Raw genomic sequence first — 26,763 nt, 5'->3', positions numbered from 1 at the left:
CGGTCCGTGCGGGGTGCCGGGGGCGGCGCCCCGCACGGAGCGGGCTCGTGCTTGTCCTTGACGTCGCGAGGGTGGCGAGCGCTCTGTCAGCCACGCACGGAAGCCTCGTCCGGCTCCGGAACATGCGAGGCCACCAACCGCCCCGGCGCCGCCGTACCCCGCCCCCGGTCCACCGCGTACGCGACGACCGCGACGCCCACGCCGAGAACCGCGAGGGCCGCGCCCGTGAGCGCCGGGGACGTCACCCCGAAGCCCGCGGCGAGCGCGAGGCCGCCGATCCAGGCGCCGCCGGCGTTCGCCAGGTTGAAGGCGGCCTGGTTCGCGGACGAGGCGAGGGAGGGGGCCGCGGAGGCCTTCTCCATCACGATCAGCTGGAGCGGGGAACCCGTCGTGAACGCCGCCATGCCGAGGAGGAAGACCGCGAGCGCCGCACTCCACTCCGTACGCATCAGGAGCGGGAAGAGGGACAGGACCACGACGAGCGAGATCAGGCCGCCGAAGAGCGTGCGGCGCAGGGAGTGGTCCGCGAGGCGGCCGCCCATGAGGTTGCCGATCGTGGCGCCGACGCCGAAGAGCGCGAGCAGCAGCGTCACGGACGCGTCCGCGTAGCCCGCCGCGTCCGTGAGCATCGGCGTGATGTAGCTGTACGCCGCGAAGAGCGCACCGAAGCCGGCGACGGTCGTACCGAGCGCGAGCCAGACCGGGAGGGACTTCAGGGCGCGCAGTTCTCCGCGCAGACCGGCGGCGGACGCACCGTGGCCGTGGTCCGCGGGGACCAGCGCGAGCAGCGCCGCGATCGCGACGAGCCCGATCGCGCTGACCGCGAGGAACGTGGCGCGCCAGCCCAGCTGCTGCCCCATCGCGGTCGCGGCGGGCACGCCGACGACGTTGGCGATGGTCAGGCCGAGGAACATGAGCGAGACCGAGCGGGCCTTGCGCTCCGGCGCGACGAGGGACGTCGCCACCACCGCGCCGACGCCGAAGAACGCTCCGTGCGGCAGCCCGCTGACGAAGCGGGCGAGCATGAGCGAGTGGTAGTCGGGGGCCGCCGCGGAGACCGCGTTGCCGACGACGAACAGCGCCATCAGGCCGATGAGGACGCGGCGGCGCGGCATCCGCGCGGTGACCGCGGCGAGCAGCGGCGCGCCGATGACCACACCGATCGCGTACGCGGAGACGAGGTGTCCGGCGGCCGGGATCGATATGTGCAGGTCGTCGGCGACGTTGGGCAGCAGGCCCATGATGACGAACTCGGTCGTGCCGATGCCGAAGGCGCCCACGGCGAGCGCGAGCAGGGCGAGGGGCATGAAGGAACTTTCGGGTAGCGACGGCGTAGGTACGAAATACGTAAGTTTACGTACGGAACAAAGCCTCGCCCATCGACTATTCCGTGAGGTTAAAGCGGCGTGACGAGCGATGGACCGCTGGACGTCACACGTCGACCCGCGCCGCGATCGGCAGATGGTCGCTCCCGGTCCGCGGCAGCGTCCACGACGTGACCGGCTCCACACCCTTGACCATGATCTGGTCGATGCGCGCCATCGGGAACGCGGCCGGCCAGCTGAACCCGAAACCGCTGCCCGCCGCGCCCTGCGTGGAGCGCATCTGCGCGGTGACGCCGTTCAGGGCGCGGTCGTTCATCGTGCCGTTCAGGTCGCCGAGCAGGACGACCTTGCCCAGCGGCTCGTCGGCGATCGCCTCGCCGAGCGCGTCCGCGCTCTTGTCGCGCTGGCTGGCGGTGAACCCGGAGTCGAGCTTCACGCGCACCGACGGCAGATGGGCGACGTACACCGCGACCTTGCCCTGGGGCGTCGCGGCGGTCGTGCGCAGCGCACGCGTCCAGCCCAGCTTGATGTCGACGGGCCGGGTGTCGGAGAGCGGGTACTTGCTCCACAGCCCGACCGTGCCCTTGACCGCGTGGTACGGGTAGGCCTTCGCGAGCGTCTCGCGGTACGTCGGCAGCGCCTGCGCCGTCACCTCTTCCAGGGCGATGACCTGTGCGCCGGACGCGGCGACGGCCTTCGCGGTGGCGGCTGGGTCGGAGTTCTCCGCGTTGACGTTGTGCGTGACGACGGTCAGGTCGCCGCCGCTGTCCGTCTTGTCGGTGAGCAGCCCGCCGAAGAGGTTGAACCAGACGATCGCCGGGGCCAGCACCGCGATCACCGCGGTCGCCGACCTCCGTACGAGGCCCAGGACCAGCAGCACCGGAATGAAGACGCCCAGCCACGGCAGGAACGTCTCGGTCAGGGAGCCGAGGTTGCCGACGGTGTTGGGGATCTGCGCGTGCAGCACCATGACGAGCGCGAGCAGGATCGCGAGCACCGCGAGGACGATGCCGCGCCGCCAGTAACCGCGGCCGCCCCCGGACCCGTTGCCCCCGCCACCGTTGTACGCCTGCGCCATGCCCTCGTCGCCTCACTGCCTGCCGTGCCCACTGCCCTCGCCCAGAACAGTAGGCGATGAGCAGCGACTTTCCGTTCCGTCACGTCTGTACGTCACGAGGACGTACGCGGCGGGGCCCTGAGTTCCGTACGACCGTCGCGGAAGCGGGGCTGTGACGAAACCTGCACACATTCAGGAACCGGCCGACCGCAGCCCCGCGAGCACCGTATCGACGATCCGCTCGGCCAGGTCCTCCGCCAGCGGCGCGTCGGACCGCATCACGGTGCGCAGCAGCATCGGCCCGGTGAACAGATCCGCGGCGAACTCGACGTCCGTGCCGGCCGGCAGCTCCCCTTCGGCGACCCCGCGCCGCACCACGTCGTGCGTCACGCGCCGCCGGGGGTCCACGACGAGTTCCTGGTACGCGTCCCAGAGCCTGGGCAGGGTCTTCATCTGCGCGAGGACGTTGTGCAGCAGCGCGGAGGTGCGCATGCTGAGGCCGCGCCTGCGCATGTGCTCCAGGAGCCGGACGAGATCGTCACGCATCGAGGTGCCGGGCAGATCGGCCGGGTCGGGTTCCTCGATGGAGGCGACGACGTCGACGAAGAGCGCCTCCTTGCCGCTCCAGCGCCGGTAGATGGTGGCCTTGCCGACGCCGGCGGTGCGGGCGATCCGCTCGATGGACAGCTCGGTGAGCGGCACGCCCTGCTCAAGGAGTTCGATGACGCCCTCGATGATCGCCTGCTCGACGGCCTCGCTACGTGGGCGGCCGCGCGCGGGGGCGGCAGGTGCCGGGGACCCGGAGGCCGTCCGCCGCCGCGTCTGCCGCTCGGCCCGTTCCGTGCCCGCGTCCACCGCGCTCCGCCCTTCGCCTGCTGCTCTTGTGCCACGACCCGGCGCATTGTCTCAACCAGCAGGTCAGTGGCCCGCGCCGACCTTCTCCGACGCCTCGCCGCTGTGCTCGGCCGGCGGGTCCTTGGGCTTGCGCGGCAGGAACAGGCCGGTGACGACGGCACTGAGCACGGCGACGCCCGCACCGCACAGCGCGGTGATGTGCATGGCGTGCACGAAGGACTCGTGCGCCGCCCCGACCAGCGCCTCGCCCCGCGGCCCGAGCTTCTCGGCGACGCCGAGCGTGGCCTCGATGGACGCGCCCGCGGCGTCCCGGAGCCCGGCGGGCAGCGGCAGCAGCTGGTCCGTGTTGTTTTCGAGCCCGTTCTTGTACGCCGTGGACAGCACCGAGCCGAGCACGGCGATGCCGAGCGCGCCGCCGACCTGACGGAACGTATTGCTGAGCGCGGAGGCCGAACCCGCCTTCTCGCGCGGCAGCGACTGCATGATGACGACGCTGGTCGGCGTCATGACGTGGGCCATGCCCGTGCCCATCAAGAAGAAGATGATCTCCATGACCCACATCGGGCTGTCCTGGTCGAGCAGGGTGAACGCGGCGAGCGTGACCGCGAGCAGCACGAGTCCCCCGGTCGTCGTGGTGCGCACGCCGAGCCTGTCGACGACGAGCCGGGCACGCGGCGCGAAGATCAGCTGGGCGGCGGCGAGCGGCAGCAGGAACGCGCCGGTCTGCAACGGCGAGTAGCCGCGCACACTCTGGATGTAGAAGGACGCGAAGAACGTGACGCCCATCATCGCGAAGAAGACGAGCGCGATGCCGGCCATGGCGGCCGAGAACACCTTGTCCTTGAAGTAGTTGATGTCGAACGACGGGTGGTCGCTGCGCTTCTCGTACAGCACGAAGGCGACCAGGAAGACGAGGCCGGCGGCGATGGTGGCGAGCACCTTGGCGTCGGTGAAGTCGCCCTCGTCGCCGCCCTTGATGATCCCGTAGACCAGCAGCACGAGGCCGACGATGGACAGCGCGACGCCGACGAGGTCGATCCTGCCGGGCTTCGGGTCCTTGGAGTCGGGGACGAGCGCGAGCATCAGGACGATGGCGACGATCACGATCGGCACGTTCACGAGGAAGACCGAGCCCCACCAGAAGTGGTCGAGGAGCAGTCCTCCGGTGATCGGCCCGATCGCGATGGCGAGCCCCACGCCGCCGGCCCAGATGCCGATGGCCTTCGGCTGCTCGTCCCGCTCGAAGACGTTCATCAGGACGGCGAGCGTGGCCGGCATGACGAAGGCGGCGCCGAGGCCCATCACCGCGCGGAACGCGATGAGCTGGACCGGCGTGCCGGACTCCGCGGCGAGCGCCGAGCCGATGCCGAAGACGACGAGGCCGCCGATGAGGACCTTCTTGCGCCCGATCCGGTCGCCGAGCAGTCCGGCCGTGAACAGCAGGCCCGCGAAGACGAGCGTGTAGGCGTTGATGGCCCACTCGAGCTCGCTCTGCGAGGCGCCGATGCCTACGGGCTCGGGGGTCGAGATCGTCTTGATCGCGACGTTCAGGATCGAGTTGTCGAGGACGACGATCAGCAGGCTCAGCATGAGCACGCCGAGGATCACCCATCGACGGCGGTGCACGGACTCGGGAGTGGTCATGCGGACGACCCTAGACCCATTTCGATACGGGACCGTCTCGTATTGAAAGTCCCGGGGAAAGCCTTGCCGAGGCTTTACGCGGGCGTGGCCTGGCGCGGGAGCGGCACGCGGTGCCACCATGGAAGCGATCCGGGGACGCCGTCAGGGTGCCTCGAGACGACATGAAGGAGCCGTTGCGATGACGCAACCCACAGAGCTTTCGGCTGCCCAGAACACACAGAACACACAGGCCCAGCAGCCCACCGTGTTGTACGGGGGCAAGGGCTCGCGGCGGGTCTCGGTGCGGGACATCGGCCTCGCCAAGCAGCGGGGCGAGAAGTGGCCCATGCTCACCGCCTACGACGCGATGACGGCGTCGGTCTTCGACGAGGCGGGCATCCCCGTGATGCTGGTCGGCGACTCGGCGGGCAACTGCCACCTCGGGTACGACACGACGGTGCCGGTCACCCTCGACCAGATGGTGCTCCTCTCGGCGGCCGTCGTACGCGGCACGTCCCGCGCCCTGATCGTCGGCGACCTGCCCTTCGGGTCCTACCAGGAAGGCCCCACGCAGGCGCTGCGCTCGGCGATGCGGCTGGTGAAGGAGGCGGGCGTCACGGCGGTGAAGCTGGAGGGCGGCGAGCGTTCGCACGCCCAGATCAAGCTGCTCGTCGACGCCGGGATCCCGGTCATGGCGCACATCGGCCTGACCCCGCAGTCCGTCCATACGCAGGGGTATCGCGTCCAGGGGCGGGGCGAGGAGGCGGCGCAGCAGTTGCTGCGCGATGCCAAGGCCGTCCAGGACGCGGGCGCGTTCGCGGTCGTCCTTGAGCTGGTCCCGGCGGAACTGGCGGCCGAGGTCACGCGCACGCTGCAGATCCCGACGGTCGGCATCGGCGCCGGGGCCGGCACGGACGCGCAGGTCCTGGTCTGGACGGACGCGCTCGGCCTGACCGGGGGCAAGATGCCGCGCTTCGTGAAGAGTTACGCGAATCTGCGCGGTGTGATGTCGGACGCGGCGAAGGCGTTTGCGGAGGACGTCATCGGCGGAACGTTCCCTCAGGAGGAGCACTCCGTCCACTGAACCAACCCGGTACGACCGCGGCCCGCCGATCTTCCCCCGTCGGCGGGCCGCGCTGCGCTCCGCGGGTGGATCGGGGGGTGTGTTGCGCGGCACCGGCTCGGGGCTCTGCCCCGCACCCCGCGCCTCAATCGCCGGCGCGGCTTGATTCGACCGGGCCGACCGCCAAGCGCCGGTGGGGCTTGATTCGACCGGGCCGACCGCCGAGCGTCGGCGCGGCTTGAATCGACCGGGCCGACCGCCGAGCGTCGGCGCGGCTTGATTCGACCGGGCCGACCGCCAAACGTCGGCGGGGCTTGATTCGACCGGGCCGACCGCCAAACGCCGGCGCGGCTTGATTCGACCGGGCCGCCCGCCAAACGCCGGCGGGGCTTGAATCGACCGGGCCGTCCGCCGAGCGTCGGCGGGGCTTGATTCGACCGGGCCGACCGCCAAACGTCGGCGGGGCTTGAAGAGCGTGTCGGGGGGTTGTCGGGTGGGTGTCGGTGGATTGTCAGTGGCGGCTGGCACCTTGTTGGCATGACGCGAATCGACAAGAACTCCGTGAGCGACCGGCCGGTCGCCGTATCCGTGAGGGGACTGGTCAAGCACTACGGCGAGACCAAGGCCCTGGACGGCGTGGACCTCGATGTGCACGAGGGCACCGTGATGGGCGTCCTCGGGCCGAACGGCGCGGGGAAGACCACCCTCGTCCGCTGCCTCTCCACCCTGATCACCCCCGACGCCGGCACGGCGATCGTGGCGGGCTACGACGCCGTGCGCCAGCCCCGCCAGCTGCGCCGCGTGATCGGCCTCACCGGCCAGTACGCCTCGGTCGACGAGAAGATCTCCGGCCGCGAGAACCTGTACATGATCGGCCGGCTGCTCGACCTGTCCAGGAAGGACGCGAAGGCCCGTGCCGACGCCCTGCTGGAGCGGTTCTCGCTGACCGACGCCGCGACCCGGCCCGCGAAGACGTACTCCGGCGGTATGCGCCGCCGCCTCGACCTCGCGGCGTCCATGATCGGCCGCCCGCACGTCCTGTACCTGGACGAGCCGACGACCGGCCTCGACCCCCGTACCCGTAACGAGGTGTGGGACGAGGTGCAGAGCATGGTGCGGGACGGCGTCACCGTCCTGCTCACCACCCAGTACATGGAGGAGGCCGAGCAGCTGGCCTCCGAGCTCACCGTCGTCGACCACGGCAAGGTCATCGCGCGGGGCGGCATCGAGGAGCTCAAGGCCAAGGTCGGCGGCCGCACCCTGCGGATCCGCCCGGCCGACGAGCTGGAGCTCGGCCCGCTGTCGCACGCGATAGACGACATGGGGCTCACGGGCCTCGCCACCACCACCGCGGACGCCCGGTCCGGGTCCGTCCTGGTCCCCGTGCTCAGCGACGAGCAGCTCACCGCCGTGGTCGGCGCGGTCACCGCGCGGGGCATCACGATCGGCTCCATCACCACCGAACTGCCCAGCCTGGACGAGGTGTTCCTCTCCATCACCGGCCACAAGGCCTCCGCCCCGCAGGACGCCAGGCCCGAACTCGAGGAGGCCGCCGTATGAGTGCCACCACCCTTGCTCCCCCAGCGGCCCCCACGATCACCGTCGAGGCCGACCCCAAGATCGGCCTGAGTGGCCATCTGCGTCACACGGGCGCGCTGATCCGCCGCAACCTGCTGTGGATCCGCAACGACCCGGAGTCGATGTTCGACGCGATCCTGATGCCGATCGTCTTCACGCTCCTGTTCGTGTTCGTCTTCGGCGGCTCGATCGGCTCCGCGATGGGCGGCGGCCAGGACGCGTACGTGCAGTACGTGATCCCCGGCATGGTCGCGATGATGAGCATGAACATCGCGCAGGGCGTCGGCACCGGCTTCAACGAGGACTTCCAGAAGGGCATCATGGACCGCTTCCGGTCCCTGCCCATCGGCCGCGGCTCGGTGCTCATGGCCAAGGTGGCCGTGGAGATGCTGCGACTCCTCGTCGCCACCACGGTCCTGATGATCGTCGCGCTGCTCGTCGGCTTCGACATCACCAGCTGGGCCGGACTGCTCGGCGCCATCGGCCTGACCGCGCTGTTCGGCTCCGCCCTCATGTGGATCTTCCTGACACTCGGCGTGACCATGAAGAGCGCGCAGGCCGTGCAGGCCATGGGCTTCCTGGTGATGATGCCGCTGCAGTTCGGCTCGTCGATCTTCGCACCGACCGAGTCGATGCCGGGCTGGCTGCAGGCCTTCACCGACTGGAACCCGATCTCGTCCCTCGCGGACGCCTGCCGCGGGATGATGGTCGGCGGTCCGGTCGCCCACGACCTGTGGGTGACCCTCGGGTGGACGGCGCTGATCACGGCCGTCATGGCCCCGATCGCGATCCGCAAGTTCACCACGAAGAGCTGACCCGACGCGGAACGAGTCCGGGCGACCGGGTCGATTCGCGTCGCTCTTCAGTCGTCCAACAGGGCGGCGGCCTCCTCCACGGAGAGGCCGCCGCCCTCCGCGTATGCCCGCTCGTACGTCTCCGCGTCGAGCAGCGCGCGGATCTCCGCCTCCGCGTCCGCCCGCCAATTGCGTTCGAGGAGCGCCGGCTTGTGGCCCTCGGGCGTCGCCACGTCGGCGGCGCCCAGCAGCCGCGCGGCGCCCACCGCGTCGCCCTCCCCGCCCCGCTGCGCGAGGGCCTTGGCCGCCGTGCACAGGTGTATCCCCACCAGTTGCGGCATGACGAGCGCGGACAGCGGGTCCCGCGCGATGTCGAGGCAGCGCCGCACATGCGCGAGGGCGACATCGCTGCGCCCGTCGACGGCGTCGATCATCGCCTCCATGCCGACGGTCATGCCGTCGAAGAACCCGACCTGAGTCACCTTGAACTCACTGCGCAGCGCGGCGAGTTGCTCGCGCGCCTCGACGGTGCGGCCGGTGAACGCGAGATGGGAGACGAGGAAGAGGCGGGCGGCGGGCCGGGACTCGTTGGTGTGCCGGCGCCCGTCCCTCAGCGACTCCCACAGCAGCGCCTCACCCTCCTCCATGTCCCCCTGCTCGATCCGCGCCTGACCGAGCCTGACCTGGAGGATCGCGGCCTGCGAGTGCGCGCCCATGCTGTGCGCGACCTCACGGGCGCGCGTGTAGTCGGCGGCGGCGCCCTCGAAGTCTCCGAGCTTCTCGCGCGCCTCGCCGCGCGCGGACAGCGCCTCCGCCGTCCCCCACTCGTCGCCGAGGCGGCTGAACAGTTCCAGCGACTCGTCGGCGTACGCGAGTCCCTTCTCGGCCCAGTCGCTGCGGTTGGCGAACACGTTGGCCCGCATCTGGAGGACGAGCGCCAGCTCCCAGTCGTAGCCCAGCTCGCGGCAGGTCCGCGCGGACACCGAGGCGAGCTCCTGCAGCCGGCCCATATCACCGGTCATCAGGACGGCGAAGTACCAGATGTTGCCGGGCGGGCGGCAGGCCTGCGGGAGGTCGGCGCGGTAGGTGTCGATGACGGCGCGGAGCCTGGCCTGGCCCTCGTCCGACTGCCAGTGGTCCATCTCCATGTCCATGTAGCCGAGCCGGCACAGATGGACCTGGCGGCGCGCCTCTTCGAAGAGTTCGCCGGTCAGCGGGGGCGGGGTGTCGGTGCAGCGCTCGAAGATCGGCGGGGCGGGGCGCACGGGCCCGGCGAACGGGTCGGGGCCGAGCGCCGCGGCCTCCCCCGTCCACGTACGGGCGTCGACGCGCAGGTCCCGCATCTGCCAGAACCAGGACAGCGACAGCACGAGGCTGAACGCCTCCTGCTCGTCACGGGCCGCGACCGCGTGCCGCAGGGCCGTGCGCAGGTTCTCGTAGTCCCGCTCGATCCGGGCGATGGCCGCGCGCTGGCCGCTGCCGCGGAGCAACGGGTCGGTGGTGCGGGCGAGTTCGCGGTAGTACGTGAGGTGGGCGCGCTCGGCCGCGGCGCGCTCGCCCGACTCGTCGAGGCGGTCGCCCGCGTACTCGGAGACGGTTTCGAGGAGGCGGTAGCGCATGTCGCCGCTGCCCTCACCCGGGCTGACCTCCTCCGGGGCGGCGACCACGAGCGACTTGTCGACGAGGGAGGCCAGGGTGTCGAGCGCGTCCGGGCCGCAGACCGCCTCCGCGGCGGACAGGTCGCAGCCGCCGCTGAACACGGAGAGGCGGGCGAGGGTGGCCCGTTCGGACGCGTCGAGCAGGTCCCACGACCAGTCGACGACCGCGCGGAGCGTCTGCTGGCGGGGCAGGGCGGTGCGGGCGCCGGAGGTGAGGAGACGGAAACGGTCGTCGAGGCGGTCGGCGATCTGGCGGGGCGTGAGCATACGAAGCCGCGCCGCGGCGAGTTCGATGGCGAGCGGCAGACCGTCGAGGCGGCGGCAGATCTCGCCCACCGCTTCCGGCGCCTCGTCCACCGTGAAGCCGGGACGCACCGCGGCGGCACGCTCACCGAACAGGCGCAGCGCGTACGGCTCCGGGAGCGGTTCCACCGGGTACAGCAACTCGCCCGGTACGCCGAGGGGTTCACGGCTCGTCGCCAGGATCGTGACGCCGGGGCAGTGGGCGAGGAGGTGCTCGGCGAGGGCGGCGGCCGCGCCGATGACGTGCTCGCAGTTGTCGAGGATCAGCAGGAGTCGGCGGTCCTCGCAGTGCTCCACGAGGCGCACGAGGGGGTCGTCGCCCTGGCGCTCACCCGCGACACGCAGCTCTTCGGCGCCGGCGCCGCGCAGCACCGTCTCGCGGGCCCCGAGCGCGCCGACGACCGCCTCCGGCACGGCGGCCGGGTCGCTCACCGGAGCCAGCTCCGCGAGCCACACCCCGTCCGGAGCGGCACCGAGCCCTTCGGCGGCCTCCTGCGAAAGCCGCGTCTTCCCGGCCCCACCGGGCCCGAGCAGAGTCACCAGCCGTACGCGCCCCAGGTCGGCCCGGATGGCACCGAGATCCCCGTCCCGCCCGACGAAGGAGGTGAGCCGGGCACGGAGATTGCCAGGCACACCAAGCCCCTGCGGCGTTTGAGCAGCGGGGTCCGGGGCGGAGCCCCGTGGCGTGGGGGCCACGGGGGCCAGCAACTCTCCGTGCAGCGCACGCAGTTCCGGCCCCGGGTCCGTACCCAGGCTCTCGGAGAGCCCCCGCCGCACCCCCTCGTACGCCGCCAACGCCTCCGCCGCCCGCCCCGCGGAGCGCAACGCCCGGAGCCGCAACACCTGCAACGACTCGTCCAACGGGTGCGCGTCACCGAGCGAGGTCACCTCCGGCAGGACCTCGTCCGCACGGCCGAGGTCCAGACACGCGGCGAGCCGGGTGCGCCGGGCGTCGAGGCGCCGGGTGTCCAGGCGCGTGGCCTCGACGGACCGGTCCGGGAGATCGGCGAGGGCGGGCCCCCGCCACAGCGCGAGCGCGTCGTCGAGGACGTCGAGCGCCTTGGCCGGGTCCCCGTCCGCGAAGGCCCGCACCCCGTCCCCTGTCAGCCGCTCGAAGCGGAACAGGTCGACGTCGTCCGCGGCGGCGGCGAGCCGGTAGCCGCCCTCGGACGAGGTGATCGCCTCCGCCCCCAGGGCCCTGCGCAGCCGCCCGACCAGCGCCTGCAGCGCGCCCGCCGCGTCCGCGGGCGGCTCGTCGCCCCACACCTCGTCGACGAGGAACGCGGCGGGCACGGCGCGGCCGGGCCGCAGGGCGAGCACCGTGAGCAGGGCACGCAGCCGCGCCCCGCCGACGGGGACGGCCGTGCCGTCGTCGCGGAGCGCCTGCGTGGTGCCGAGGATGCGGTAGCGCACTGACCTATTGTCCCCGCTGCCGTAGGACCGCCGCGCCTGGTACCCGCCTGGATCTCGTCATGCCCCTACCTTGTCCGGAACTCCCGCGATACCGCGACACGTTTCCCGCATACAGCGAGTACGTTCGGTGAGCCAGCCGACCAGCCTGCCCCGGGAGTTCCACCCCATGACCACCGCCACCGCACGTCGCGGCGACAACAGGATCAGCCCCGTCTTCCTCGGCATCGCCGCGATCACGGCGGTGGCCGGCTGGGCGGTTTGGACGGACTTCGCGTCCCAGCCGGGCTTCGCGGTGTTCTTGTTCGTGACGGGCGCCTGGGTCGTCTCGCTGTGTCTGCACGAGTACGCGCACGCGCGCACGGCCCTGCACAGCGGCGACATCTCGATCGGCGCGAAGGGGTACTTGACCCTGAACCCGCTGAAGTACACCCACGCCCTGCTCAGCATCGTCCTCCCCGTGCTCTTCGTGATCATGGGCGGGATCGGCCTGCCCGGCGGCGCCGTCTTCATCGAGCGGGGCCGGATCCGGGGGCGCTGGAGGCACAGCCTGATCTCGGCGGCCGGGCCGCTGACGAACGTCCTGTTCGCGATCGTGTGCACGGCGCCGTTCTGGCTGGACGCGCTGGACGGGGTGCCGGACACGTTCCGTTACGCGCTCGGGTTCCTCGCCCTGCTCCAGGTGACCGCGGCGATCCTGAACTTCCTTCCCGTACCGGGCCTGGACGGGTACGGGGTGATCGAGCCCTGGCTGTCGCACAAGATCAGGCGGCAGGTCGAGCCGTTCGCGCCGTTCGGTCTGATCGCCGTGTTCGCCTTGCTGTGGATCCCGGAGATCAACCAGTGGTTCTTCGAGGCGGTCGACTGGGTCCTTGCCGCGCTCGGGGTGCACGAGTGGGACACGTACTGGGGTCGCGAGTTCTACCAGTTCTGGCAGGGCACCCCGGAGATCCCGACGTTCACGCAGTAGGCGCGGCCTGGGCCCGCGCCGCCTGCTTCTCTGCCTTCGCCTTGCGCAGGTAGAACCACGACATGTTCGACGTCACACCCGCGATCAGCACCCAGACGATCCCGAGGAAGCTGCCCTCGACGAAGGAGACCACGGCCGCCACGACCGCGAGGGCGCAGACGACGAGGGCGAACAGTGCGATGCGGGGCATGGGGCTCGGCTCCAGACAGGCGGCGCGACGGGTAGTACGCCGACCAGTGTCCCCCATGCCCCGTGAGCGCCGGAAGGCACCCCGTACGTGGCTATACGTCGGTTACGCGCAGCCCCGCGTGCGCCTTGTAGCGGCGGTTCACCGAGATGAGGTTCGCGACCAGGGACTCGACCTGGTGGGCGTTGCGCAGCCGGCCCGAGAAGATGCCGCGCATGCCGGCCACTCGCCCGGCGAGCGCCTGGACGAGCTCCACGTCGGCGCGCTCCTCGCCGAGGACCATGACGTCGGTGTCGATCTCCTCGACCTCCGGGTCGATGAGCAGGACGGCCGACAGGTGGTGGAAGGCGGCCGTGACCCGCGAGTCCGGCAGCAGCGCCGCGGCCTGTTCCGCCGCGCTCCCCTCCTCCGGCTTCAGGGCGTACGCGCCCTTCTTGTCGAAGCCGAGCGGGTTGACGCAGTCGACGACGAGCTTGCCCGCGAGGTCCTCGCGCAGGGCTTCGAGGGTGGCGCCGTGGCCGTCCCACGGCACGGCGACGATCACGATGTCGCTGCGGCGGGCGCACTCGGCGTTGTCGGCGCCCTCGATGCCGAGGCCGAGCTCTTCGGCGGCGGACCGCGCGCGCTCGGCGGCGCGGGAGCCGAGGATCACCTTCTGGCCCGCACGGGCGAAGCGGTAGGCGAGTCCCTTGCCCTGCGGGCCCGTCCCGCCGAGGACGCCGACGACGAGGCCGGACACGTCGGGCAGGTCCCAGGGGTCCTTGGCCGGGGCCTTCTGGGTGCTTTCGGAAGAGGTCGTAGAGGTCATGCAGCCGACCTTACTCAGGCGTACGGGCTGGTGAGCGCCGCTACCGGGATCCGCCGGAACGTGATCGTCCCGTAGGCGGAGAAGTCCCCTGTCTCGTAGAGCAGTCCGACGGTTTCCTCGTCGACGCGGACGAGATCGCTGTACGCGGCGGGCAGCCCGTCGACGGTGTGGGCGGACTGCCAGGTCACGCCGCCGTCGAGGCTGCGGCGAACCGTCATCAGGGCGCGGAAGCCAGGATCCGCGGGGCCCGAGTACAGCAGCAGATCGGGCCTGCCGAGGTGCAGGAGGCTTCCCTCGACGACGGGTCCTGTGAGGCCCGCCTGTGGTCGGAAGGCCACGTCGAGGCGGTCGCCGCCGTCCGAGGAGTACGCGTCGGCCCGGGTGCCGGGGGCCGGGGAGTCGTTGCGGGTGTTGAAGTAGACGCGGCCGTCGGGGAGCTGGGCGGCGGTGGTCTCGTTCACGTTGATGTAGCCGTCCGGCGCCGTCGTCCCGTCGTCGACATAGCCGATCCGCCAGGTCGCGCCGTCGTCGTCGCTGAGCAGGCAGTGGCCGCCGTTGTACTTCCCCTCGGTCCCATTGTCCGTGCCGGTGGGCGGGAGGGAGTGGTTGGCGGGGACGACGACGCGGCCCTCGCGGGTGAGGAGGGCGTGCCCCGGCGTGGTCGCGTACCACCGCCAGCCCGCCTTCTTCACCTGCCCGGTGATCTCGCGCGCGGACGACCACGTCAGCCCGGCGTCGTCGCTGTACGTGACCCAGACGCGCCGCCCGTCGGCCGCGGAGACCTGCCCGCGACGGATGGCGTCCTCGGTCGCGGCGGCCGCGTTGCGGACGTGGACGAGCAGGACCCGGCCGGAGGCGAGCACCACGGGGGCCGGGTTGCCCGCGAGGCCCCGTCCATGGGCGGCGGCGACCTGGAGCGGCCCCCAGGTGCGGCCGCCGTCGGCGGAGCGGCGCAGCACGATGTCGATGTCGCCGTGATCGACGCTGGAGGCCAACCGGCCCTCGCAGAAGGCGAGCAGCGTGCCGTCGTGCGCCGCCACGACGGCGGGGATACGGAAACTGGCGTAGCCGGAGTCGCCCGCGCGGAAGGGAACGGACGCTTCTGGCAGGGCATACGGCTCAGGGGTGGAAGGCATACCCCCATGCTTCCCGCAGAGGACAACTCTCGGTGAACTCCCGTTGACCCGACGGTCGTTCGTTCCCGTACGGGCGTACTTCCCTCGAACGAGGCGAACACGGGGGCCACTTGAGGCACCATGCACCCCCATGGACGCCGTACGAGTAGCACTGCTGCGCGAGGTACTCGCCGGAACCGAGTGGCCCTCCGCCACCCGCCGCTTCGCCGGGGCGCTGCGCTCCTCGGTCGCCGCGCACGGCGGCGGGCTCCTCCTCGTGGGCACCCCGGCGTACGAGCCCTGGCATCTGGCGGCCCACCTGGTCGACGAGGCGGCCTGGTCCGGCACGCCCGAGCTGGCCCCCACCCTCGTGCGGCACGCGGCGCGTCCGGACGACCCCGCGCACCTAGCCGTCGGCCTCGGGCGGCTCGAAGCGGCGCGGCGCGGCGAGACGCTCCTCGTGGTCACGCCGACCGAGGCGGGCGCTCCGCTGCTTGAGCGGGTGCGTGACGCGCGCCGCGCGGGGGCGACGATCCTGGCGCTCGACGCGGAGGCCTCCGGCGGTGGGGATCTGCATGCCATGGCCCACGACGGGCTGAGTGTTCCCGGTGACACCGATCTGGACCTGGATACGGTGCAGCATCTGGTGAGTGCGGCGGCCGGTGAGAACGCGGCGGCCGCGCCGCGGGGGCGGCGGGGGTTCCGGGACCGGCTGTCCCGGCTCGCCGATCATCTGACGGCGCCGCCGCCCGCGCGGTGGTGAGGTTGCGGTCACCCGCGCGGGGCTCTGCCCCGGACCCCGCGCCTCAATCGCCGGCGGGGCTCTCCTTGTTCCACTTGGGGTCGTTGTCCCATTCCAGGTTCCGTTCCCTGGCGGTGTCCATCGCGTGCTGGGCCTCCTCGCGGGAGGCGTAGGGGCCGAAGCGGTCCTTGTTGGGGCACTCCGGCCCCTCCTCGACCTTCTTGTGCTCCAGGCAGTAGTACCACTCGCCCGGCTTTCCGACGGTTCGCTTCTTGAACAGCGCCACGGCGGCTCCTCTCGTCTCCGTCATGCTCCCCTACGCGCGCTCGTTACACTCGCTGGCATGTCTGGCCAGTCGCAAGCTTCGCCCGCCCTGCTCGTTCCGGGGGAGATCTCCCCTGTCCGCTCCGTGCCCGGGAACATCCGGCGCCCCGAGTACGTCGGCAAGCCCGCGCCGACCCCGTACACGGGACCCGAGGTGCAGACACCGGAGACCGTCGAGGCGATGCGGATCGCCGGACGGATCGCGGCGCGGGCCATGGCGGAGGCGGCGAAGGCGATCGCCCCGGGTGTCACCACGGACGAGCTGGACCGGATCGCGCACGAGTACATGTGCGACCACGGCGCGTACCCCTCCACGCTCGGCTACCGCGGCTTCCAGAAGTCGCTGTGCACCAGCGTCAACGAGGTCATCTGCCACGGCATCCCCGACTCGACCGTCCTCAAGGACGGCGACATCGTCAACCTCGACGTCACCGCGTACATCGGCGGCGTGCACGGCGACAACAACGCCACGTACCTGGTGGGCGACGTCGACGAGGAGTCGAGGCTGCTCGTCGAGCGGACCCGGGAGTCCCTCGACCGCGCCATCAAGGCCGTCAAGCCGGGGCGCCAGATCAACATCATCGGCCGGGTCATCGAGTCGTACGCCAAGCGCTTCGGCTACGGCGTGGTGCGTGACTTCACGGGCCACGGCATCAACTCGTCCTTCCACAGCGGCCTGATCATCCCGCATTACGACTCCCCGCAGGCCACGACCGTGATCCGGCCTGGCATGACGTTCACGATCGAGCCGATGCTCACGCTCGGCACGTACGAGTACGACATGTGGGAGGACGGCTGGACCGTCGTCACGAGGGACCGCAAGCGGACCGCCCAGTTCGAGCACACGCTCGTCGTCACGGAGAGCGGCACGGAGATCCTCACGCTGCCGTAGCGAGCTCCGGACTCCGGATTTTTGCTTTTACGTTCCCTTGACCGGATCACTGGGTACGCTTTTACCGACAGCTTGTCGGAAAACCGGAGGCCGCTCGATGGACACCCCGTTCTCCACCCTGATCCGCACCGCTTCGCACGAGCAGCACACGGAGGCGGAGACGTCGACGTTCATGGGTGACCTGCTCGGCGGGCGGCTCGGCGTGGACGCGTACGCGCGGTACACGGAGCAACTGTGGTTCGTGTACCGGGCACTTGAGGACGGCGTGCGGCGCCTTGCCGACGATCCGGTGACCGGGCCCTTCATCCAGCCGGAGCTGCTGCGCGCACCCGAGCTGGAGCGCGACCTCGCGCATCTGCGGGGCGCGGACTGGCGGGAGACCGTCTCCGCGCTGCCGCAGACGCGGGCGTACGCGGAGCGGGTCGCGGAGTGCGCGGCGTCCTGGCCGGCCGGGTATGTGGCGCACCACTACACGCGCTACCTGGGCGACCTCTCGGGCGGGCAGATCATCCGCGACAAGGCGGAGAAGACGTGGGGCTTCGCGCGCAAGGGGGACGGGGTGCGGTTCTATGTTTTCGAGGGGGTCGCGAACCCTGCGGCGTTCAAGCGGCGGTACCGGGAGCTGCTCGATGCCATCGGGGTGGACGAGTTGGAGAAGCAGCGGGTGGTGGCCGAGTGCAAGGCGGCGTTCGCCTTGAATACCGGGGTGTTCCGTGGGCTGGGCGAGGAGTTTCGGTCGGCCGCGTGATCGTGTGACCCGTACCGGCGTTGCGGCCGCGGGGCTCCGCCCCGGACCCCGCGCCTCAATCGCCGGCGGGGCTTGATAGCTCAATCGCCGCAGGGGCTTGATTTATCAAGCCCCTGCGGCGATTGAGCAGCGGGGTCCGGGGCGGAGCCCCGTGCGGGTGGGCGTCACAGGCGGACCCGGCCGCCCACCTCCACCAGACCCCCCGGCAGGGGAGCCGTGAGGATCTGGGAGCCGCGGCCCTGGCGGATGTTCAGGGACCGGTCGAGGTGGGCGGTCAGTGCGAGCGCGGCCGCTCCCGTCGCCTCGTCCTCCACGACGCCGTCGCCGCGGCCGGGGAAGCCACGGGTCCTGACCCGGCCCGCCGCCTCGTCCTCCCAGGCCCACGCGTAGATCCACTCCCCCTCCGGAGGAACCGGCAGCGCGTCCACCTCGGCGACCGAGTCGTACTGCCGCAACGTACGTCCGGGCGCCCACTCCGCACGCGCCTCGATCCAGCTGAACTCGCCGTCCTGGCGCGCCCCGACGACACCCGCGGGCACGACGAGTTCCGGCACGTCGAGCAGCCAGGCCGTGCCGACGCAGGGGTGTCCGGCGAACGGCAGGCGCGCGGTCGGCGTGTAGATGTCGATGACGCCGCGCTCGGGGTCGTCGACGAAGACCGTCTCGCTGAAGCCCAGTTGGGCGGCGTAGGCCTGCCGGTCGTCCAGGCCGGGCAGGCGGGAGCCGTCACGGACGACGCCCAGCGCGTTGCCCTCCCGGCCGCCGGGGGCGCAGAAGACGCGCACCACGTCGTACTCGATGCCGCACTCGTTCATGGCGGGCAGTCAACCACGCGACCTCCGGCGCTTGACCGCGCCTTGACCCTTCCCTGACTTCTCCATGGGCGGCACTGAGGTAAGCCTCATATAAGTTAGGTCGGCCTTAGTTGCCCCAGTTCCTGTGCACCCCCTGTACCGCTGCTGTACGCCTTGGAGCCCGCATGCGCGCCGCCCGACCCACCGTTGTTTCCACTGCCCTCGCCGCGGTGGCCGTCCTGGCCGCCGCCACGGGCTGCACTCAGAAGAGCGACGCCAAGAGCGCCGGTTCCGGTGCGGTCAAGGTGATCGCCGACGACGACAGCTGCAAGGTCTCGAAGAAGCGATTCCCGGCGGGGCACGTGGAGTTGGCGGTCGAGAACAAGGGGTCCCGGGTCACCGAGGTCGAGATCCTCTTCCCGGACGACCGGATCGTCTCCGAGCGCGAGAACATCGGCCCCGGCACCAGGCACAGCCTCACCGCCGAGGTGAAGAGCGGCGACTACCGCATCGCCTGCATCCCCGGCATGAAGGGCAAGGGCCACCGCCAGGACGTACAGGTGACCGGTGGGAAGAGCACGGCGAAGCGGGACCCGCGGCTCGACGACGCCGTCGCCGCCTACCGCCAGTACACCCAGGCGCAGGCCGACGAGACGCTGCCGAAGGTGAAGACGTTCACCGACGCCGTCCGCGACGGCGACCTGGCGGCCGCCAAGAAGGCGTACGCACCCTCCCGTATCGGCTGGGAGCGCACCGAACCGGTCGCCGAGTCCTTCGGTGACATCGACCCGAAGGTCGACGTGCGGGCCGACGGCCTCGAAGAGGGCCAGAAGTGGACCGGCTGGCACCGCCTGGAGAAGGCGCTGTGGAAGGACAAGAAGATCGGCAAGGCGGAGAAGGGGCTCGCCGACCGGCTCGACAAGGACCTCAAGGACTGGCAGCAGCGCGTCGGCAAGGCGGAGATCACGCCCACCTCCATGGCCAACGGCGCCAAGGAACTGCTCGACGAGGTCGCCACCGGCAAGGTCACCGGCGAGGAGGAGCGCTACTCGCACACCGACCTCGTCGACTTCAAGGCCAACCTTGAGGGCGCCGAGAAGGCGTACGAGCTGCTGAAGCCGGTCGCGTCGAAGAACGACGCCGCGCTGACCAAGGAGCTGGACAAGCAGTTCGCCGCCCTGGACAAGTCGCTCGACACGTACCGCGAGGGCAAGCAGGGCTACGAGTTCGTCTCCTACGACAAGGTCGACAAGGCGGAGCAGAAGGTGCTGTCCGACGCGGTCAACGCGCTGGCTGAGCCGCTGTCGCAGCTGGCCGCAGCGGTCGTCAAGTAGCCGAAGACATGCACGCGCACCACGAGGAGAGGGTCGCCATGGCGCACGACGAGACCTCCAACTCCCCTTCCCCTTCCCGGCGTTCGCTGCTCGCCGCCGGTGGCGCCGGGCTCGCGCTCGGCGCCGCGGCCGCGGGCGGCGCCGTCGCCCTGGCCCGGTCCGACGAAGGCTCGGACATGCGGCCCGCCGGTGAGGCGGGCGGCGCGGTGCCGTTCCACGGCGCGCACCAGGCGGGGATCGCCACGGCGGTCCAGGACCGGCTGCACTTCGCGGCGTTCGACGTGAAGACGGCCGACCGCGAGGAGTTCGTGCGGCTCCTGAAGGACTGGACGAGGGCCGCCGTGCGGATGACCGAGGGGCACACCGTCGGCGAGGGCGCTTACGGCGGGCTCGCCGAGGCGCCGCCGGACGACACGGGCGAGGCGCTGGGGCTCCAGCCGTCCCGGCTCACGCTGACGATCGGCTTCGGACCCTCCCTCTTCGCCAAGCACGGGAAGGCCCTCGGCATCGCCGACAAGCGGCCCGAGGCGCTCGTCGACCTGCCGAAGTTCCCCGGCGAGAACCTGGAGAAGACCCGCAGCGGCGGCGATCTGTGCGTCCAGGCCTGCGCCGACGACCCGCAGGTCGCCGTGCACGCCATCCGCAATCTCGCCCGGATCGGCATGGGCAAGGTCGCCATCCGCTGGTCGCAGCTCGGCTTCGGCAAGACGTCGTCGACGACACCGGACGCGCAGACCCCTCGTAACCTGCTGGGCTTCAAGGACGGCACCCGCAATATCGCGGGCACCGAGAAGGACCGGCTCGCCAAGCATGTGTGGGTGGACTCTCCGGGCGCCGGTGCCGACTGGATGGAGGGCGGCTCGTATCTGGTCGCCCGCCGGATCCGGATGAACGTCGAGACCTGGGACCGTACGTCGTTGCAGGAGCAGGAGGACGTGTTCGGCCGGGACAAGGGCGAGGGCGCCCCTGTCGGCAAGGCGAAGGAGCGCGACGAGCCGTTCCTGAAGGCGATGAAGCCGGACGCGCACGTGCGGCTCGCACACCCCGACACCAACCACGGGGCGACGCTGCTGCGCCGCGGCTACTCGTTCACCGACGGCACGGACGGGCTCGGCCGGCTCGACGCGGGCCTGTTCTTCCTCGCGTACCAGAAGGACGTGCGCAAGGGGTTCATCCCGGTGCAGCGCAGCCTGGCGACGGACGCGCTCAACGAGTACATCCAGCACGTCGGTTCGGCGGTGTTCGCGGTGCCGCCGGGAGTGCGGGACGGCCAGGACTGGTGGGGCCGCGGCCTCTTCGAGCAGAAGCAGAAGGAGGCGTGAGACGCGATGTTCGCGAACTATCTGATCGGGCTGCGTGAGGGGCTTGAGGCCAGCCTGATCGTCTGCATCCTCGTCGCGTACCTGGTGAAGACGGAGCGCGGGGACGCCCTGAAGCCGGTGTGGGCGGGGGTCGGGGTCGCCGTCCTCGTGTCGCTCGGCTTCGGCGCGGCACTGGAATTCGGCTCGCAGGAACTGACGTTCCAGGCGCAGGAGGCGCTCGGCGGTTCGCTGTCGATCATCGCCGTGGGCCTGGTGACGTGGATGGTGTTCTGGATGCGGCGCACCGCCCGGCACCTGAAGACGGAGCTGCACGGCAAGCTGGACAGCGCCTTGCGGACGGGCACCGCGGCGCTGGTCGTGACGGCGTTCCTCGCGGTGGGCCGTGAGGGCCTGGAGACGTCGCTCTTCGTGTGGACGGCGGTGCACGCCACCAGCAACGGCACGACGGACCCGGTGATCGGCGCGCTGCTCGGGCTCGCCACGGCGGTGGTCCTCGGCTGGCTGTTCTACCGGGGCGCGCTGCGCATCAACCTGGCGAAGTTCTTCACGTGGACCGGCGCCATGCTGGTCGTCGTGGCGGCGGGCGTCCTCGCGTACGGCGTCCACGACCTCCAGGAGGCCGATTTCGTCGGCGGCCTGAACAACCTGGCCTTCGACATCAGTTCCACGATCTCCCCGGACGGCTGGCTCGGCACGCTCCTGAAGGGCGTCTTCAACTTCCAGCCCGACCCGACGGTTGTCCAGGTCACCGTCTGGTTCGTCTACCTTGTCCCCACTCTCGCCCTGTTCTTCGCGCCTCCCGGACTGCTTTCCCGCAGGGTCGCGGCAGTGCGGGCCTCCTCTTCCCGGTAGGGTTCGGGCCCGTGGCAGGGGCTGGGGAGCGGAAGGTGAATCGAACGTCATGAGCGAGGCCAGGAACAGGATCGGCCGACCGGCCGCAGCGGCCGCTGCCGCGGTCGTGCTGTCCCTCACCGCGAGCGGCTGTGTGACCGTGCACGGCGAGCTGGAGATCGTCCCGACGACCACGAAGGGGCAGGCGGCGCGCGCCGTCGACACGTTCGTGGACGCGTACAACGAGGCGGACAAGACGTACGACGCCGACGCCGACGCGAAGCACGTCACCGGGGCGCTCGGCGCGATCGACGCGGCGAAGCTGAAGGCGGGCCGCACGCTCAACCCGACCGGCAACCCGAAGCACTCCCCGTTGCAGCTCAGCGACACGCAGATCACGGTGCCGAAGAAGGCGGGCTGGCCGCGCTGGTTCGTGACGAACTCGGACAACAACCGGGTGAACGGCTACCGCTGGGTGATGGTCTTCACCCGCAACGCCGAGAGCGCACCGTGGGCGGTCTCGTACCTCTCCCTGTTCCGCGACGGTACGGTCCCCAAGTTCAAGCAGGACAAGGACGGTTGGGGCGAGTCCGTCGCCCCGGACGCCTCGGGTCTCGCGCAGCGCCCGAAGGACATGGGCAAGCAGTACATCCAGTACCTCAAGAAGGGCGGGGACGGCTACGCCCCGGGCCCGCACACGACGCGCTGGCGCCAGACCCGCGACAAGATCGGCACGCGGCCCGGCCTCACCACGCAGTTCATCGACGAGTCCCTCACCTCGGGCAACTTCGCGCCCGTGGCCCTGCGCACCGAGAACGGCGGCGCGCTCGTCTTCTTCACGACCCGCCGCTACGAGAAGCTGACCGCGTTCCCCGGCAGCAACCTTCCCGCGATCGGCCCGGACGTGAAGGCGCTGATGAAGGGCGAGCCCAAGCAGTCGGCGATGTACGGCTACGTCTCCGGCCAGGCGGCGATCGACCCTCCGGGTACGTCGGGCAAGGTGAACGTGGTCTCCCGCGTGGAGGGCATCACGACCGCCGAAGGCAGCTGACCAAATCAACAAGAACAAGCCCCGCCGGCGATTGAGGCGCGGGGTCCGGGGCAGAGCCCCGCGACCGCAACGCCGGACGGCCTACGGCCACGCCGACGTATAGTCCGGCTCCTCCGCCCCCACATACCGCGCACACGCATCCGTCAACGTTTCCAGCAACGTCAACGGATCAGGCAGCGGATGCTCAAGCCCCCGCACCCAGAACACCTCCCGCTCACCGGGCAACCTCGCCGGCGGCACCAGAACGTACGACCCACGGCAGTGCCACCGCAGCCCGGGATGCTCGTCCATGGTCTCGGGATGGCAGTCCAGTTCGCAGGGCCACCACTCGTCCTCCTCGTCCGGCGTCCCCCGCGTCGCCGTGAAGAAGAGCAGGCGGTCACCGCCCGACTCGGCGACGGGCCCGACGTCGATCCCGGCGGCGAGCAGCCGCTCCAGCGCTTCGGTCCCCGCGTCCAGCGGTACGTCGAGGACGTCGTGGACCATGCCCGTCGCGGTGATGAAGTTGGCCTGCGGCTGGTGTTTCGCCCAGCGCTCGATCTGCGCGCGGTCCGTCGTGGACTGGGTCTGCCAGGCGAAGGAGACGGGGTGCCTGCCGGGGGTCGGACAGCCGACGCGGTTGCACGAACATCGGTAGTCGGAGGGGTACGCGGCCGGGGCCAGCGGCAGTCCGGCGGCGGCAGCGGCGAAGAGCAGGTCCTCACGGGCCGCGTCGGCGGCCGCGGTGTCCTTGGGGCCGCGCGCGGCCCTCAGCCAGCGGGAGATCAGGCCGCCCGTCGTACGCCCCGCCGTACCGCTCCGCCCGCCGAATCGGCGGCCCTGCTCCGCGCCCATCAATCCCCTCACCATCGCCGTCGAGCCACTGCTGTCGTGCCGAGTCCGGATGAACCTTGGACCAAAAGTGTCCCACCATCCTGCGCTTCGGGTGGCCACAGTCCACATCCGGGGTGGGTGAGGGGGGCTGCGACTAGCTACGGGGGCCGATGCCATAGAGGGCGTACTCGACGATCGTGTCCGCGTACGCGTGGTCGAGCGGGCCGGTGTTCTGCAGCCAGCGCTGGGCGAGCGGTCCGGAGAACAGGTCGCGGGCGATCAGCGGGTCGACCTCGGCGCGGACCTGGCCCGCGTCCTGCGCGGTGCGCAGCCGGTCGGCGTACAGGTCGAGGCCCGGCATCAGCAGCCGGGCGACGAACTCCTCGGAGAACGCGCGGTCGGCCAGGCCCTCGGCGGCGAGCGCGCGGGCCGGGGCCTCGAACACGGGGTCCTTGAGGACGTCGACGGTGGCGTGCAGCAGCAGCTTGAAGTCGGCCTCGATGTCGCCGGAGTCGGGGAGGGCGGCCGGGTCGCCCGGGTAGCCGGGGTGCCGCTCGGCGGCGACCTCGGTGTTGCGTTCGTTGAGGTCGACGAAGGCCTCCATGAGGACCTCGGCCTTCGAGCCCCACCACCGGTAGATCGTCTGCTTGCCGACACCGGCGCGGGCGGCGATGCCCTCGATGGTGGTGCGCGGGTAGCCGATCTCCCCGACGAGGGAGAGGGCGGCGTCGTAGATCGCGCGGCGGGAGCGTTCGCTGCGGCGGGTGGCGTCGGGGACGGCCTTCTTCGCCGACTGGCTCTTCGTGGCTGACATGGTTCGAATGTAGCAGCGAGCGAGCCGAGACGTACCGTCTCGTAAGCTCTTGACAAGACGCATCGTCTCGCCCACAGTGGAGCACGTCAACGCAACGAGACGATACGTATCGTCGCAACGAGTGAAGGAGTACGACCATGACCCGAGGTGGAGCAGGCGGCATGCTGGGCGTCGGCGGCGGCCGCAGCAACATGTCCCGCAAGGCGATGCGCGGCGGCGGCCGCGGTGGACGCGTGGGTGGCGGGGGCCCCGACCCCGTGGCGCAGAAGCGTGAGCTTCTGCGCAAACTCCAGGAGAAGCGCGGCACGCACGACGCTTCGTGATCAGGGCCAGCCGTGAACCACCCGTTCGGTTCACAGCCCCGAGGGCTCCTCCGACCGCACCATGGGCTTCCACCCAGCACTGCGGTCGTGAGGAGCCCTCATTGCGTAATCCGCGCCTTGTCGAACGTCGCGCCACACCCCGGCGCTATCTCATGTGCCCACCGGCACACTTCAAGGTCACGTACTCGATCAACCCGTGGATGGACCCGACGAAACCCGTCGACGTCCCGCTCGCGGTCGCCCAGTGGGAGGACCTGCGGGATCGCTACCGCGGGCTCGGCCACACCGTCGAGGTGCTCGACCCGCGCCCCGGCCTCCCGGACATGGTGTTCGCGGCGAACGGCGCGACCGTGGTGGACGGCCGGGTGCTCGGTGCCCGGTTCGCGCACCGGGAGCGGGAGGCCGAGGCCGCCGCGCACCTGGAGTGGTTCCGGGCGCACGGCTACGCCGAGGTCCACGAGCCCGTCCATGTCAACGAGGGCGAGGGGGACTTCGCCGTCACCGCCTCGTACGTGCTCGCGGGGCGCGGCTTCCGGGCCTCGCCGCTGTCCCACGGGGAGGCGCAGGAGGTGTTCGGGCGGCCGGTGATCGGGCTCGATCTGATCGACCCGCGCTTCTACCACTTGGACACGGCGCTCGCGGTCCTGGACGACGCGGAGGACTCCGTCATGTACTACCCGGCGGCGTTCTCGCCCGGGAGCCGGGCGGTGCTGCGGCGGATGTTCCCCGGCGCGCTGATCGCCTCCGAGGAGGATGCGGTGGCCTTCGGCCTCAACGCGGTGTCGGACGGCCGGAACGTGGTGCTGCCGCAGGGGGCGGTGGGGTTGTTCGGGCCGCTCCGGGAGCGGGGGTTCGTGCCGGTGGGGATGGATCTGGGTGAGTTGTTGAAGGGGGGCGGGAGTGTGAAGTGCTGCACGCTTGAGCTTCGCTGACCGGAAGCCCCGTCGGCCCGCACCGTGGTTGGGGGCGCGGGGCTCCGCCCCGGACCCCGCTCCTCAATCGCCGGAGGGGCTTAAAAGGCCCAGCCGTCGCCCCACTGCGCGTTTCGTGCGGTCTTGTACGCCTCGCCGTGCTTCTTCGTTACCGTGATCCGCCGCAAGGCCCCTTCCGGCTCGCACAGGTCGAGGAGGACCTGGCCCTTGCGGGTCTGGGGTTTGCGGATCACCCGGGCCGGCGCCGGGGTCGGAGCGAAGCGGGTCGCGGCGACGTAGGCGAACTTCTCGTCCTCGTACGCGAGGGAGCCGCCCTTGATCTGGCGGTGCAGCGAGGAGCGGGCGACCCGCGCCGAGAAGTGGCACCAGTCCGTGCCGGGCACGATGGGGCAGGCGGCGCTGTGCGGGCAGGGCGCGGCGATGTGGAACCCGGCGGCGATGAGCCGGTCCCGGGCCTCGATGACGCGGGTGTAGCCGTCCGGGGTGCCGGGCTCGATGATCACGACGGCGCCGGTGGCGGCCCGCGCGGCGGCGTCGACGACGACCGCGCGGTCGCCCTCGGTCAGCTCCTTGAGCACGTACGAGACGGTGACGAGGTCGGCCTCGGGGGTGTCGTGCGCGCCGATCCGCCCCCGCTCCCAGCGTACGGAGTCCGCCAACTCGCCCTGCGTCACGGCCAGTTCACGGCCGAGGTCGAGCGCGGGCTGCGACCAGTCGACGACCGTCGTGGCCCGCTCCCCCGGCCACACGTCCTGCGCCGCCCACACGGCCGCGCCCGTGCCGCCCCCGATGTCCAGGTGCCCGGCGGGCCGCCAGTCGGCCGCGGCGTCCAGCGCGTCGAACGCGGAGCGCACCGCCTCGAACGTGGCCGGCATCCGGTACGCCGCGTACGCCACGACGTCCGCCCGCTCGCGCAGGATCGGGGCGTCGGTCGGAGTCGTCCCCCGGTAGTTCGCGATGAGCCGCTCGACGGCCTTCGCCGCCTGCGTGGGCGGGAGGCCGTCGAGGAGCGCGGCGAGGGTGGACCGGAGGGTGTCGGAGGCCGACTGGAGCGGGGCGTTCACCCCGCGATTCTACGGAGTGGTGGCGGTGGCCAC

General features: G+C 71.2%; 26 protein-coding genes. 13 read left to right on the top strand and 13 right to left on the bottom strand.

Annotation, left to right across the window (positions count from 1 at the left end; genetic code table 11):
* Positions 1-86: 86 nt before the first annotated feature.
* From ACFYWS_RS26525 to ACFYWS_RS26510, 4 genes are all read right to left on the bottom strand, one after another.
* Positions 87-1,307 (bottom strand): MFS transporter, encoded by a 1,221-nt coding sequence (locus ACFYWS_RS26525; protein ID WP_389280620.1) that lies wholly within the window; start codon positions 1,305-1,307, stop codon positions 87-89.
* 124 nt (positions 1,308-1,431) lie between these two features.
* Complete coding sequence (locus ACFYWS_RS26520) at positions 1,432-2,403, bottom strand: endonuclease/exonuclease/phosphatase family protein (protein ID WP_389280619.1); 972 nt, start codon at positions 2,401-2,403, stop codon at positions 1,432-1,434.
* Positions 2,404-2,574: 171 nt separating this feature from the next.
* A complete protein-coding gene (locus tag ACFYWS_RS26515; RefSeq protein ID WP_389280618.1) occupies positions 2,575-3,237 on the bottom strand; it encodes a TetR/AcrR family transcriptional regulator in 663 nt (220 codons plus the stop codon).
* Between the two features lie 63 nt (positions 3,238-3,300).
* A complete protein-coding gene (locus tag ACFYWS_RS26510; protein ID WP_389280617.1) occupies positions 3,301-4,881 on the bottom strand; it encodes an MFS transporter in 1,581 nt (526 codons plus the stop codon).
* 178 nt (positions 4,882-5,059) lie between these two features.
* Here ACFYWS_RS26510 and panB point away from each other — a divergent pair, with 178 nt between their 5' ends.
* The 3 genes from panB (at position 5,060) to ACFYWS_RS26495 (ending at position 8,316) form a co-directional block, all read left to right on the top strand.
* Positions 5,060-5,944, top strand: coding sequence for a 3-methyl-2-oxobutanoate hydroxymethyltransferase (gene panB / locus ACFYWS_RS26505; protein ID WP_389280616.1), 885 nt, complete (start codon positions 5,060-5,062; stop codon positions 5,942-5,944).
* A 516-nt stretch (positions 5,945-6,460) separates the two neighbouring features.
* Complete coding sequence (locus ACFYWS_RS26500) at positions 6,461-7,483, top strand: ATP-binding cassette domain-containing protein (protein WP_389280615.1); 1,023 nt, start codon at positions 6,461-6,463, stop codon at positions 7,481-7,483.
* A complete protein-coding gene (locus ACFYWS_RS26495) occupies positions 7,480-8,316 on the top strand; it encodes an ABC transporter permease (RefSeq protein WP_389280614.1) in 837 nt (278 codons plus the stop codon). The genes ACFYWS_RS26500 and ACFYWS_RS26495 overlap by 4 nt, the downstream gene beginning before the upstream one ends.
* Positions 8,317-8,363: 47 nt before the next feature.
* Here the strand turns inward: ACFYWS_RS26495 and ACFYWS_RS26490 are convergent, their stop codons facing one another.
* Positions 8,364-11,669 carry a BTAD domain-containing putative transcriptional regulator gene (locus ACFYWS_RS26490; RefSeq protein WP_389280613.1) on the bottom strand — a complete coding sequence of 1,102 codons (3,306 nt, stop codon included), beginning with the start codon at positions 11,667-11,669 and terminating at the stop codon, positions 8,364-8,366.
* A 166-nt stretch (positions 11,670-11,835) separates the two neighbouring features.
* On the opposite strand from ACFYWS_RS26490, the gene ACFYWS_RS26485 reads away from it, so the two are divergent.
* Positions 11,836-12,636, top strand: coding sequence for a site-2 protease family protein (locus ACFYWS_RS26485; RefSeq protein WP_389280612.1), 801 nt, complete (start codon positions 11,836-11,838; stop codon positions 12,634-12,636).
* Here ACFYWS_RS26485 and ACFYWS_RS26480 read toward each other — a convergent pair.
* The 3 genes from ACFYWS_RS26480 to ACFYWS_RS26470 all read right to left on the bottom strand — a co-directional run bounded on the left by ACFYWS_RS26480 (position 12,626) and on the right by ACFYWS_RS26470 (position 14,767).
* Positions 12,626-12,826 (bottom strand): hypothetical protein, encoded by a 201-nt coding sequence (locus tag ACFYWS_RS26480; RefSeq protein WP_389280611.1) that lies wholly within the window; start codon positions 12,824-12,826, stop codon positions 12,626-12,628. The two genes, ACFYWS_RS26485 and ACFYWS_RS26480, sit on opposite strands and share 11 nt — an antisense overlap.
* Positions 12,827-12,917: 91 nt before the next feature.
* Positions 12,918-13,631, bottom strand: coding sequence for an NADPH-dependent F420 reductase (npdG, locus tag ACFYWS_RS26475; RefSeq protein ID WP_389280610.1), 714 nt, complete (start codon positions 13,629-13,631; stop codon positions 12,918-12,920).
* A gap of 14 nt (positions 13,632-13,645) precedes the next feature.
* Complete coding sequence (locus ACFYWS_RS26470; RefSeq protein ID WP_389280609.1) at positions 13,646-14,767, bottom strand: exo-alpha-sialidase; 1,122 nt, start codon at positions 14,765-14,767, stop codon at positions 13,646-13,648.
* A gap of 130 nt (positions 14,768-14,897) precedes the next feature.
* On the opposite strand from ACFYWS_RS26470, the gene ACFYWS_RS26465 reads away from it, so the two are divergent.
* Entirely contained in the window at positions 14,898-15,509 is a 612-nt protein-coding gene (locus ACFYWS_RS26465; RefSeq protein WP_389280608.1) for a hypothetical protein, read from the top strand.
* A gap of 43 nt (positions 15,510-15,552) precedes the next feature.
* Here ACFYWS_RS26465 and ACFYWS_RS26460 read toward each other — a convergent pair whose 3' ends face one another.
* On the bottom strand, positions 15,553-15,774 hold the full coding sequence (locus ACFYWS_RS26460; protein ID WP_389281047.1) for a hypothetical protein: 222 nt from the start codon (positions 15,772-15,774) through the stop codon (positions 15,553-15,555).
* Between the two features lie 57 nt (positions 15,775-15,831).
* On the opposite strand from ACFYWS_RS26460, the gene map reads away from it, so the two are divergent.
* Positions 15,832-16,704, top strand: coding sequence for a type I methionyl aminopeptidase (gene map, locus ACFYWS_RS26455; protein WP_389280607.1), 873 nt, complete (start codon positions 15,832-15,834; stop codon positions 16,702-16,704).
* A gap of 97 nt (positions 16,705-16,801) precedes the next feature.
* A complete protein-coding gene (locus ACFYWS_RS26450; RefSeq protein ID WP_389280606.1) occupies positions 16,802-17,452 on the top strand; it encodes a heme oxygenase (biliverdin-producing) in 651 nt (216 codons plus the stop codon).
* A 164-nt stretch (positions 17,453-17,616) separates the two neighbouring features.
* On the opposite strand, the gene ACFYWS_RS26445 is transcribed toward ACFYWS_RS26450, so the two are convergent.
* Positions 17,617-18,267 carry a PhzF family phenazine biosynthesis protein gene (locus tag ACFYWS_RS26445; protein WP_389280605.1) on the bottom strand — a complete coding sequence of 217 codons (651 nt, stop codon included), beginning with the start codon at positions 18,265-18,267 and terminating at the stop codon, positions 17,617-17,619.
* A 164-nt stretch (positions 18,268-18,431) separates the two neighbouring features.
* Between ACFYWS_RS26445 and efeO the strand changes: the two genes are divergently transcribed.
* Genes efeO through ACFYWS_RS26425 form a run of 4 tightly spaced genes read left to right on the top strand, consistent with a single transcriptional unit; the run spans position 18,432 to position 22,784 of the window.
* The gene (gene efeO / locus ACFYWS_RS26440) at positions 18,432-19,580 is read left to right on the top strand and encodes an iron uptake system protein EfeO (protein WP_389280604.1); all 1,149 of its coding nucleotides are present in this window, start codon (positions 18,432-18,434) and stop codon (positions 19,578-19,580) included.
* Between the two features lie 8 nt (positions 19,581-19,588).
* On the top strand, positions 19,589-20,902 hold the full coding sequence (gene efeB, locus ACFYWS_RS26435) for an iron uptake transporter deferrochelatase/peroxidase subunit (protein WP_389280603.1): 1,314 nt from the start codon (positions 19,589-19,591) through the stop codon (positions 20,900-20,902).
* A gap of 6 nt (positions 20,903-20,908) precedes the next feature.
* Positions 20,909-21,754, top strand: coding sequence for an iron uptake transporter permease EfeU (gene efeU, locus ACFYWS_RS26430; RefSeq protein ID WP_389280602.1), 846 nt, complete (start codon positions 20,909-20,911; stop codon positions 21,752-21,754).
* 49 nt (positions 21,755-21,803) lie between these two features.
* Positions 21,804-22,784, top strand: coding sequence for a hypothetical protein (locus ACFYWS_RS26425; RefSeq protein ID WP_389280601.1), 981 nt, complete (start codon positions 21,804-21,806; stop codon positions 22,782-22,784).
* 81 nt (positions 22,785-22,865) lie between these two features.
* Here the strand turns inward: ACFYWS_RS26425 and ACFYWS_RS26420 are convergent, their stop codons facing one another.
* Positions 22,866-23,618 (bottom strand): bifunctional DNA primase/polymerase, encoded by a 753-nt coding sequence (locus ACFYWS_RS26420; protein WP_389280600.1) that lies wholly within the window; start codon positions 23,616-23,618, stop codon positions 22,866-22,868.
* A gap of 133 nt (positions 23,619-23,751) precedes the next feature.
* Entirely contained in the window at positions 23,752-24,411 is a 660-nt protein-coding gene (locus tag ACFYWS_RS26415; RefSeq protein ID WP_389280599.1) for a TetR/AcrR family transcriptional regulator, read from the bottom strand.
* 137 nt (positions 24,412-24,548) lie between these two features.
* On the opposite strand from ACFYWS_RS26415, the gene ACFYWS_RS26410 reads away from it, so the two are divergent.
* A complete protein-coding gene (locus ACFYWS_RS26410; RefSeq protein ID WP_389280598.1) occupies positions 24,549-24,734 on the top strand; it encodes a DUF6243 family protein in 186 nt (61 codons plus the stop codon).
* Positions 24,735-24,835: 101 nt separating this feature from the next.
* Complete coding sequence (ddaH, locus tag ACFYWS_RS26405; protein WP_389280597.1) at positions 24,836-25,666, top strand: dimethylargininase; 831 nt, start codon at positions 24,836-24,838, stop codon at positions 25,664-25,666.
* An 80-nt stretch (positions 25,667-25,746) separates the two neighbouring features.
* Here the strand turns inward: ddaH and ACFYWS_RS26400 are convergent, their stop codons facing one another.
* Positions 25,747-26,730: a small ribosomal subunit Rsm22 family protein gene (locus tag ACFYWS_RS26400; protein ID WP_389280596.1), complete on the bottom strand. Its 984-nt coding sequence runs from the start codon at positions 26,728-26,730 to the stop codon at positions 25,747-25,749.
* Between the last annotated feature and the right edge of the window lie 33 nt (positions 26,731-26,763).

Source organism: Streptomyces sp. NPDC002795, assembly GCF_042888725.1.
In the GTDB taxonomy this organism is placed as follows: Bacteria; Actinomycetota; Actinomycetes; order Streptomycetales; family Streptomycetaceae; genus Streptomyces.
This window is presented reverse-complemented; position numbering and strand designations above follow the sequence as displayed.

Excerpts from the sequence above, each read along its gene's own strand:
- ACFYWS_RS26525 (WP_389280620.1), bottom strand. The coding sequence starts at position 1,307 with ATGCCCCTCGCCCTGCTCGCGCTCGCCGTGGGCGCCTTCGGCATCGGC.
- ACFYWS_RS26520 (WP_389280619.1), bottom strand. The coding sequence starts at position 2,403 with ATGGCGCAGGCGTACAACGGTGGCGGGGGCAACGGGTCCGGGGGCGGC.
- ACFYWS_RS26510 (WP_389280617.1), bottom strand. The coding sequence starts at position 4,881 with ATGACCACTCCCGAGTCCGTGCACCGCCGTCGATGGGTGATCCTCGGC.
- panB (WP_389280616.1), top strand. The coding sequence starts at position 5,060 with ATGACGCAACCCACAGAGCTTTCGGCTGCCCAGAACACACAGAACACA.
- ACFYWS_RS26500 (WP_389280615.1), top strand. The coding sequence starts at position 6,461 with ATGACGCGAATCGACAAGAACTCCGTGAGCGACCGGCCGGTCGCCGTA.
- ACFYWS_RS26495 (WP_389280614.1), top strand. The coding sequence starts at position 7,480 with ATGAGTGCCACCACCCTTGCTCCCCCAGCGGCCCCCACGATCACCGTC.
- ACFYWS_RS26485 (WP_389280612.1), top strand. The coding sequence starts at position 11,836 with ATGACCACCGCCACCGCACGTCGCGGCGACAACAGGATCAGCCCCGTC.
- ACFYWS_RS26480 (WP_389280611.1), bottom strand. The coding sequence starts at position 12,826 with ATGCCCCGCATCGCACTGTTCGCCCTCGTCGTCTGCGCCCTCGCGGTC.
- npdG (WP_389280610.1), bottom strand. The coding sequence starts at position 13,631 with ATGACCTCTACGACCTCTTCCGAAAGCACCCAGAAGGCCCCGGCCAAG.
- ACFYWS_RS26470 (WP_389280609.1), bottom strand. The coding sequence starts at position 14,767 with ATGCCTTCCACCCCTGAGCCGTATGCCCTGCCAGAAGCGTCCGTTCCC.
- ACFYWS_RS26465 (WP_389280608.1), top strand. The coding sequence starts at position 14,898 with ATGGACGCCGTACGAGTAGCACTGCTGCGCGAGGTACTCGCCGGAACC.
- map (WP_389280607.1), top strand. The coding sequence starts at position 15,832 with ATGTCTGGCCAGTCGCAAGCTTCGCCCGCCCTGCTCGTTCCGGGGGAG.
- ACFYWS_RS26450 (WP_389280606.1), top strand. The coding sequence starts at position 16,802 with ATGGACACCCCGTTCTCCACCCTGATCCGCACCGCTTCGCACGAGCAG.
- ACFYWS_RS26445 (WP_389280605.1), bottom strand. The coding sequence starts at position 18,267 with ATGAACGAGTGCGGCATCGAGTACGACGTGGTGCGCGTCTTCTGCGCC.
- efeO (WP_389280604.1), top strand. The coding sequence starts at position 18,432 with ATGCGCGCCGCCCGACCCACCGTTGTTTCCACTGCCCTCGCCGCGGTG.
- efeB (WP_389280603.1), top strand. The coding sequence starts at position 19,589 with ATGCACGCGCACCACGAGGAGAGGGTCGCCATGGCGCACGACGAGACC.
- efeU (WP_389280602.1), top strand. The coding sequence starts at position 20,909 with ATGTTCGCGAACTATCTGATCGGGCTGCGTGAGGGGCTTGAGGCCAGC.
- ACFYWS_RS26425 (WP_389280601.1), top strand. The coding sequence starts at position 21,804 with ATGAGCGAGGCCAGGAACAGGATCGGCCGACCGGCCGCAGCGGCCGCT.
- ACFYWS_RS26420 (WP_389280600.1), bottom strand. The coding sequence starts at position 23,618 with ATGGGCGCGGAGCAGGGCCGCCGATTCGGCGGGCGGAGCGGTACGGCG.
- ACFYWS_RS26415 (WP_389280599.1), bottom strand. The coding sequence starts at position 24,411 with ATGTCAGCCACGAAGAGCCAGTCGGCGAAGAAGGCCGTCCCCGACGCC.
- ACFYWS_RS26410 (WP_389280598.1), top strand. The coding sequence starts at position 24,549 with ATGACCCGAGGTGGAGCAGGCGGCATGCTGGGCGTCGGCGGCGGCCGC.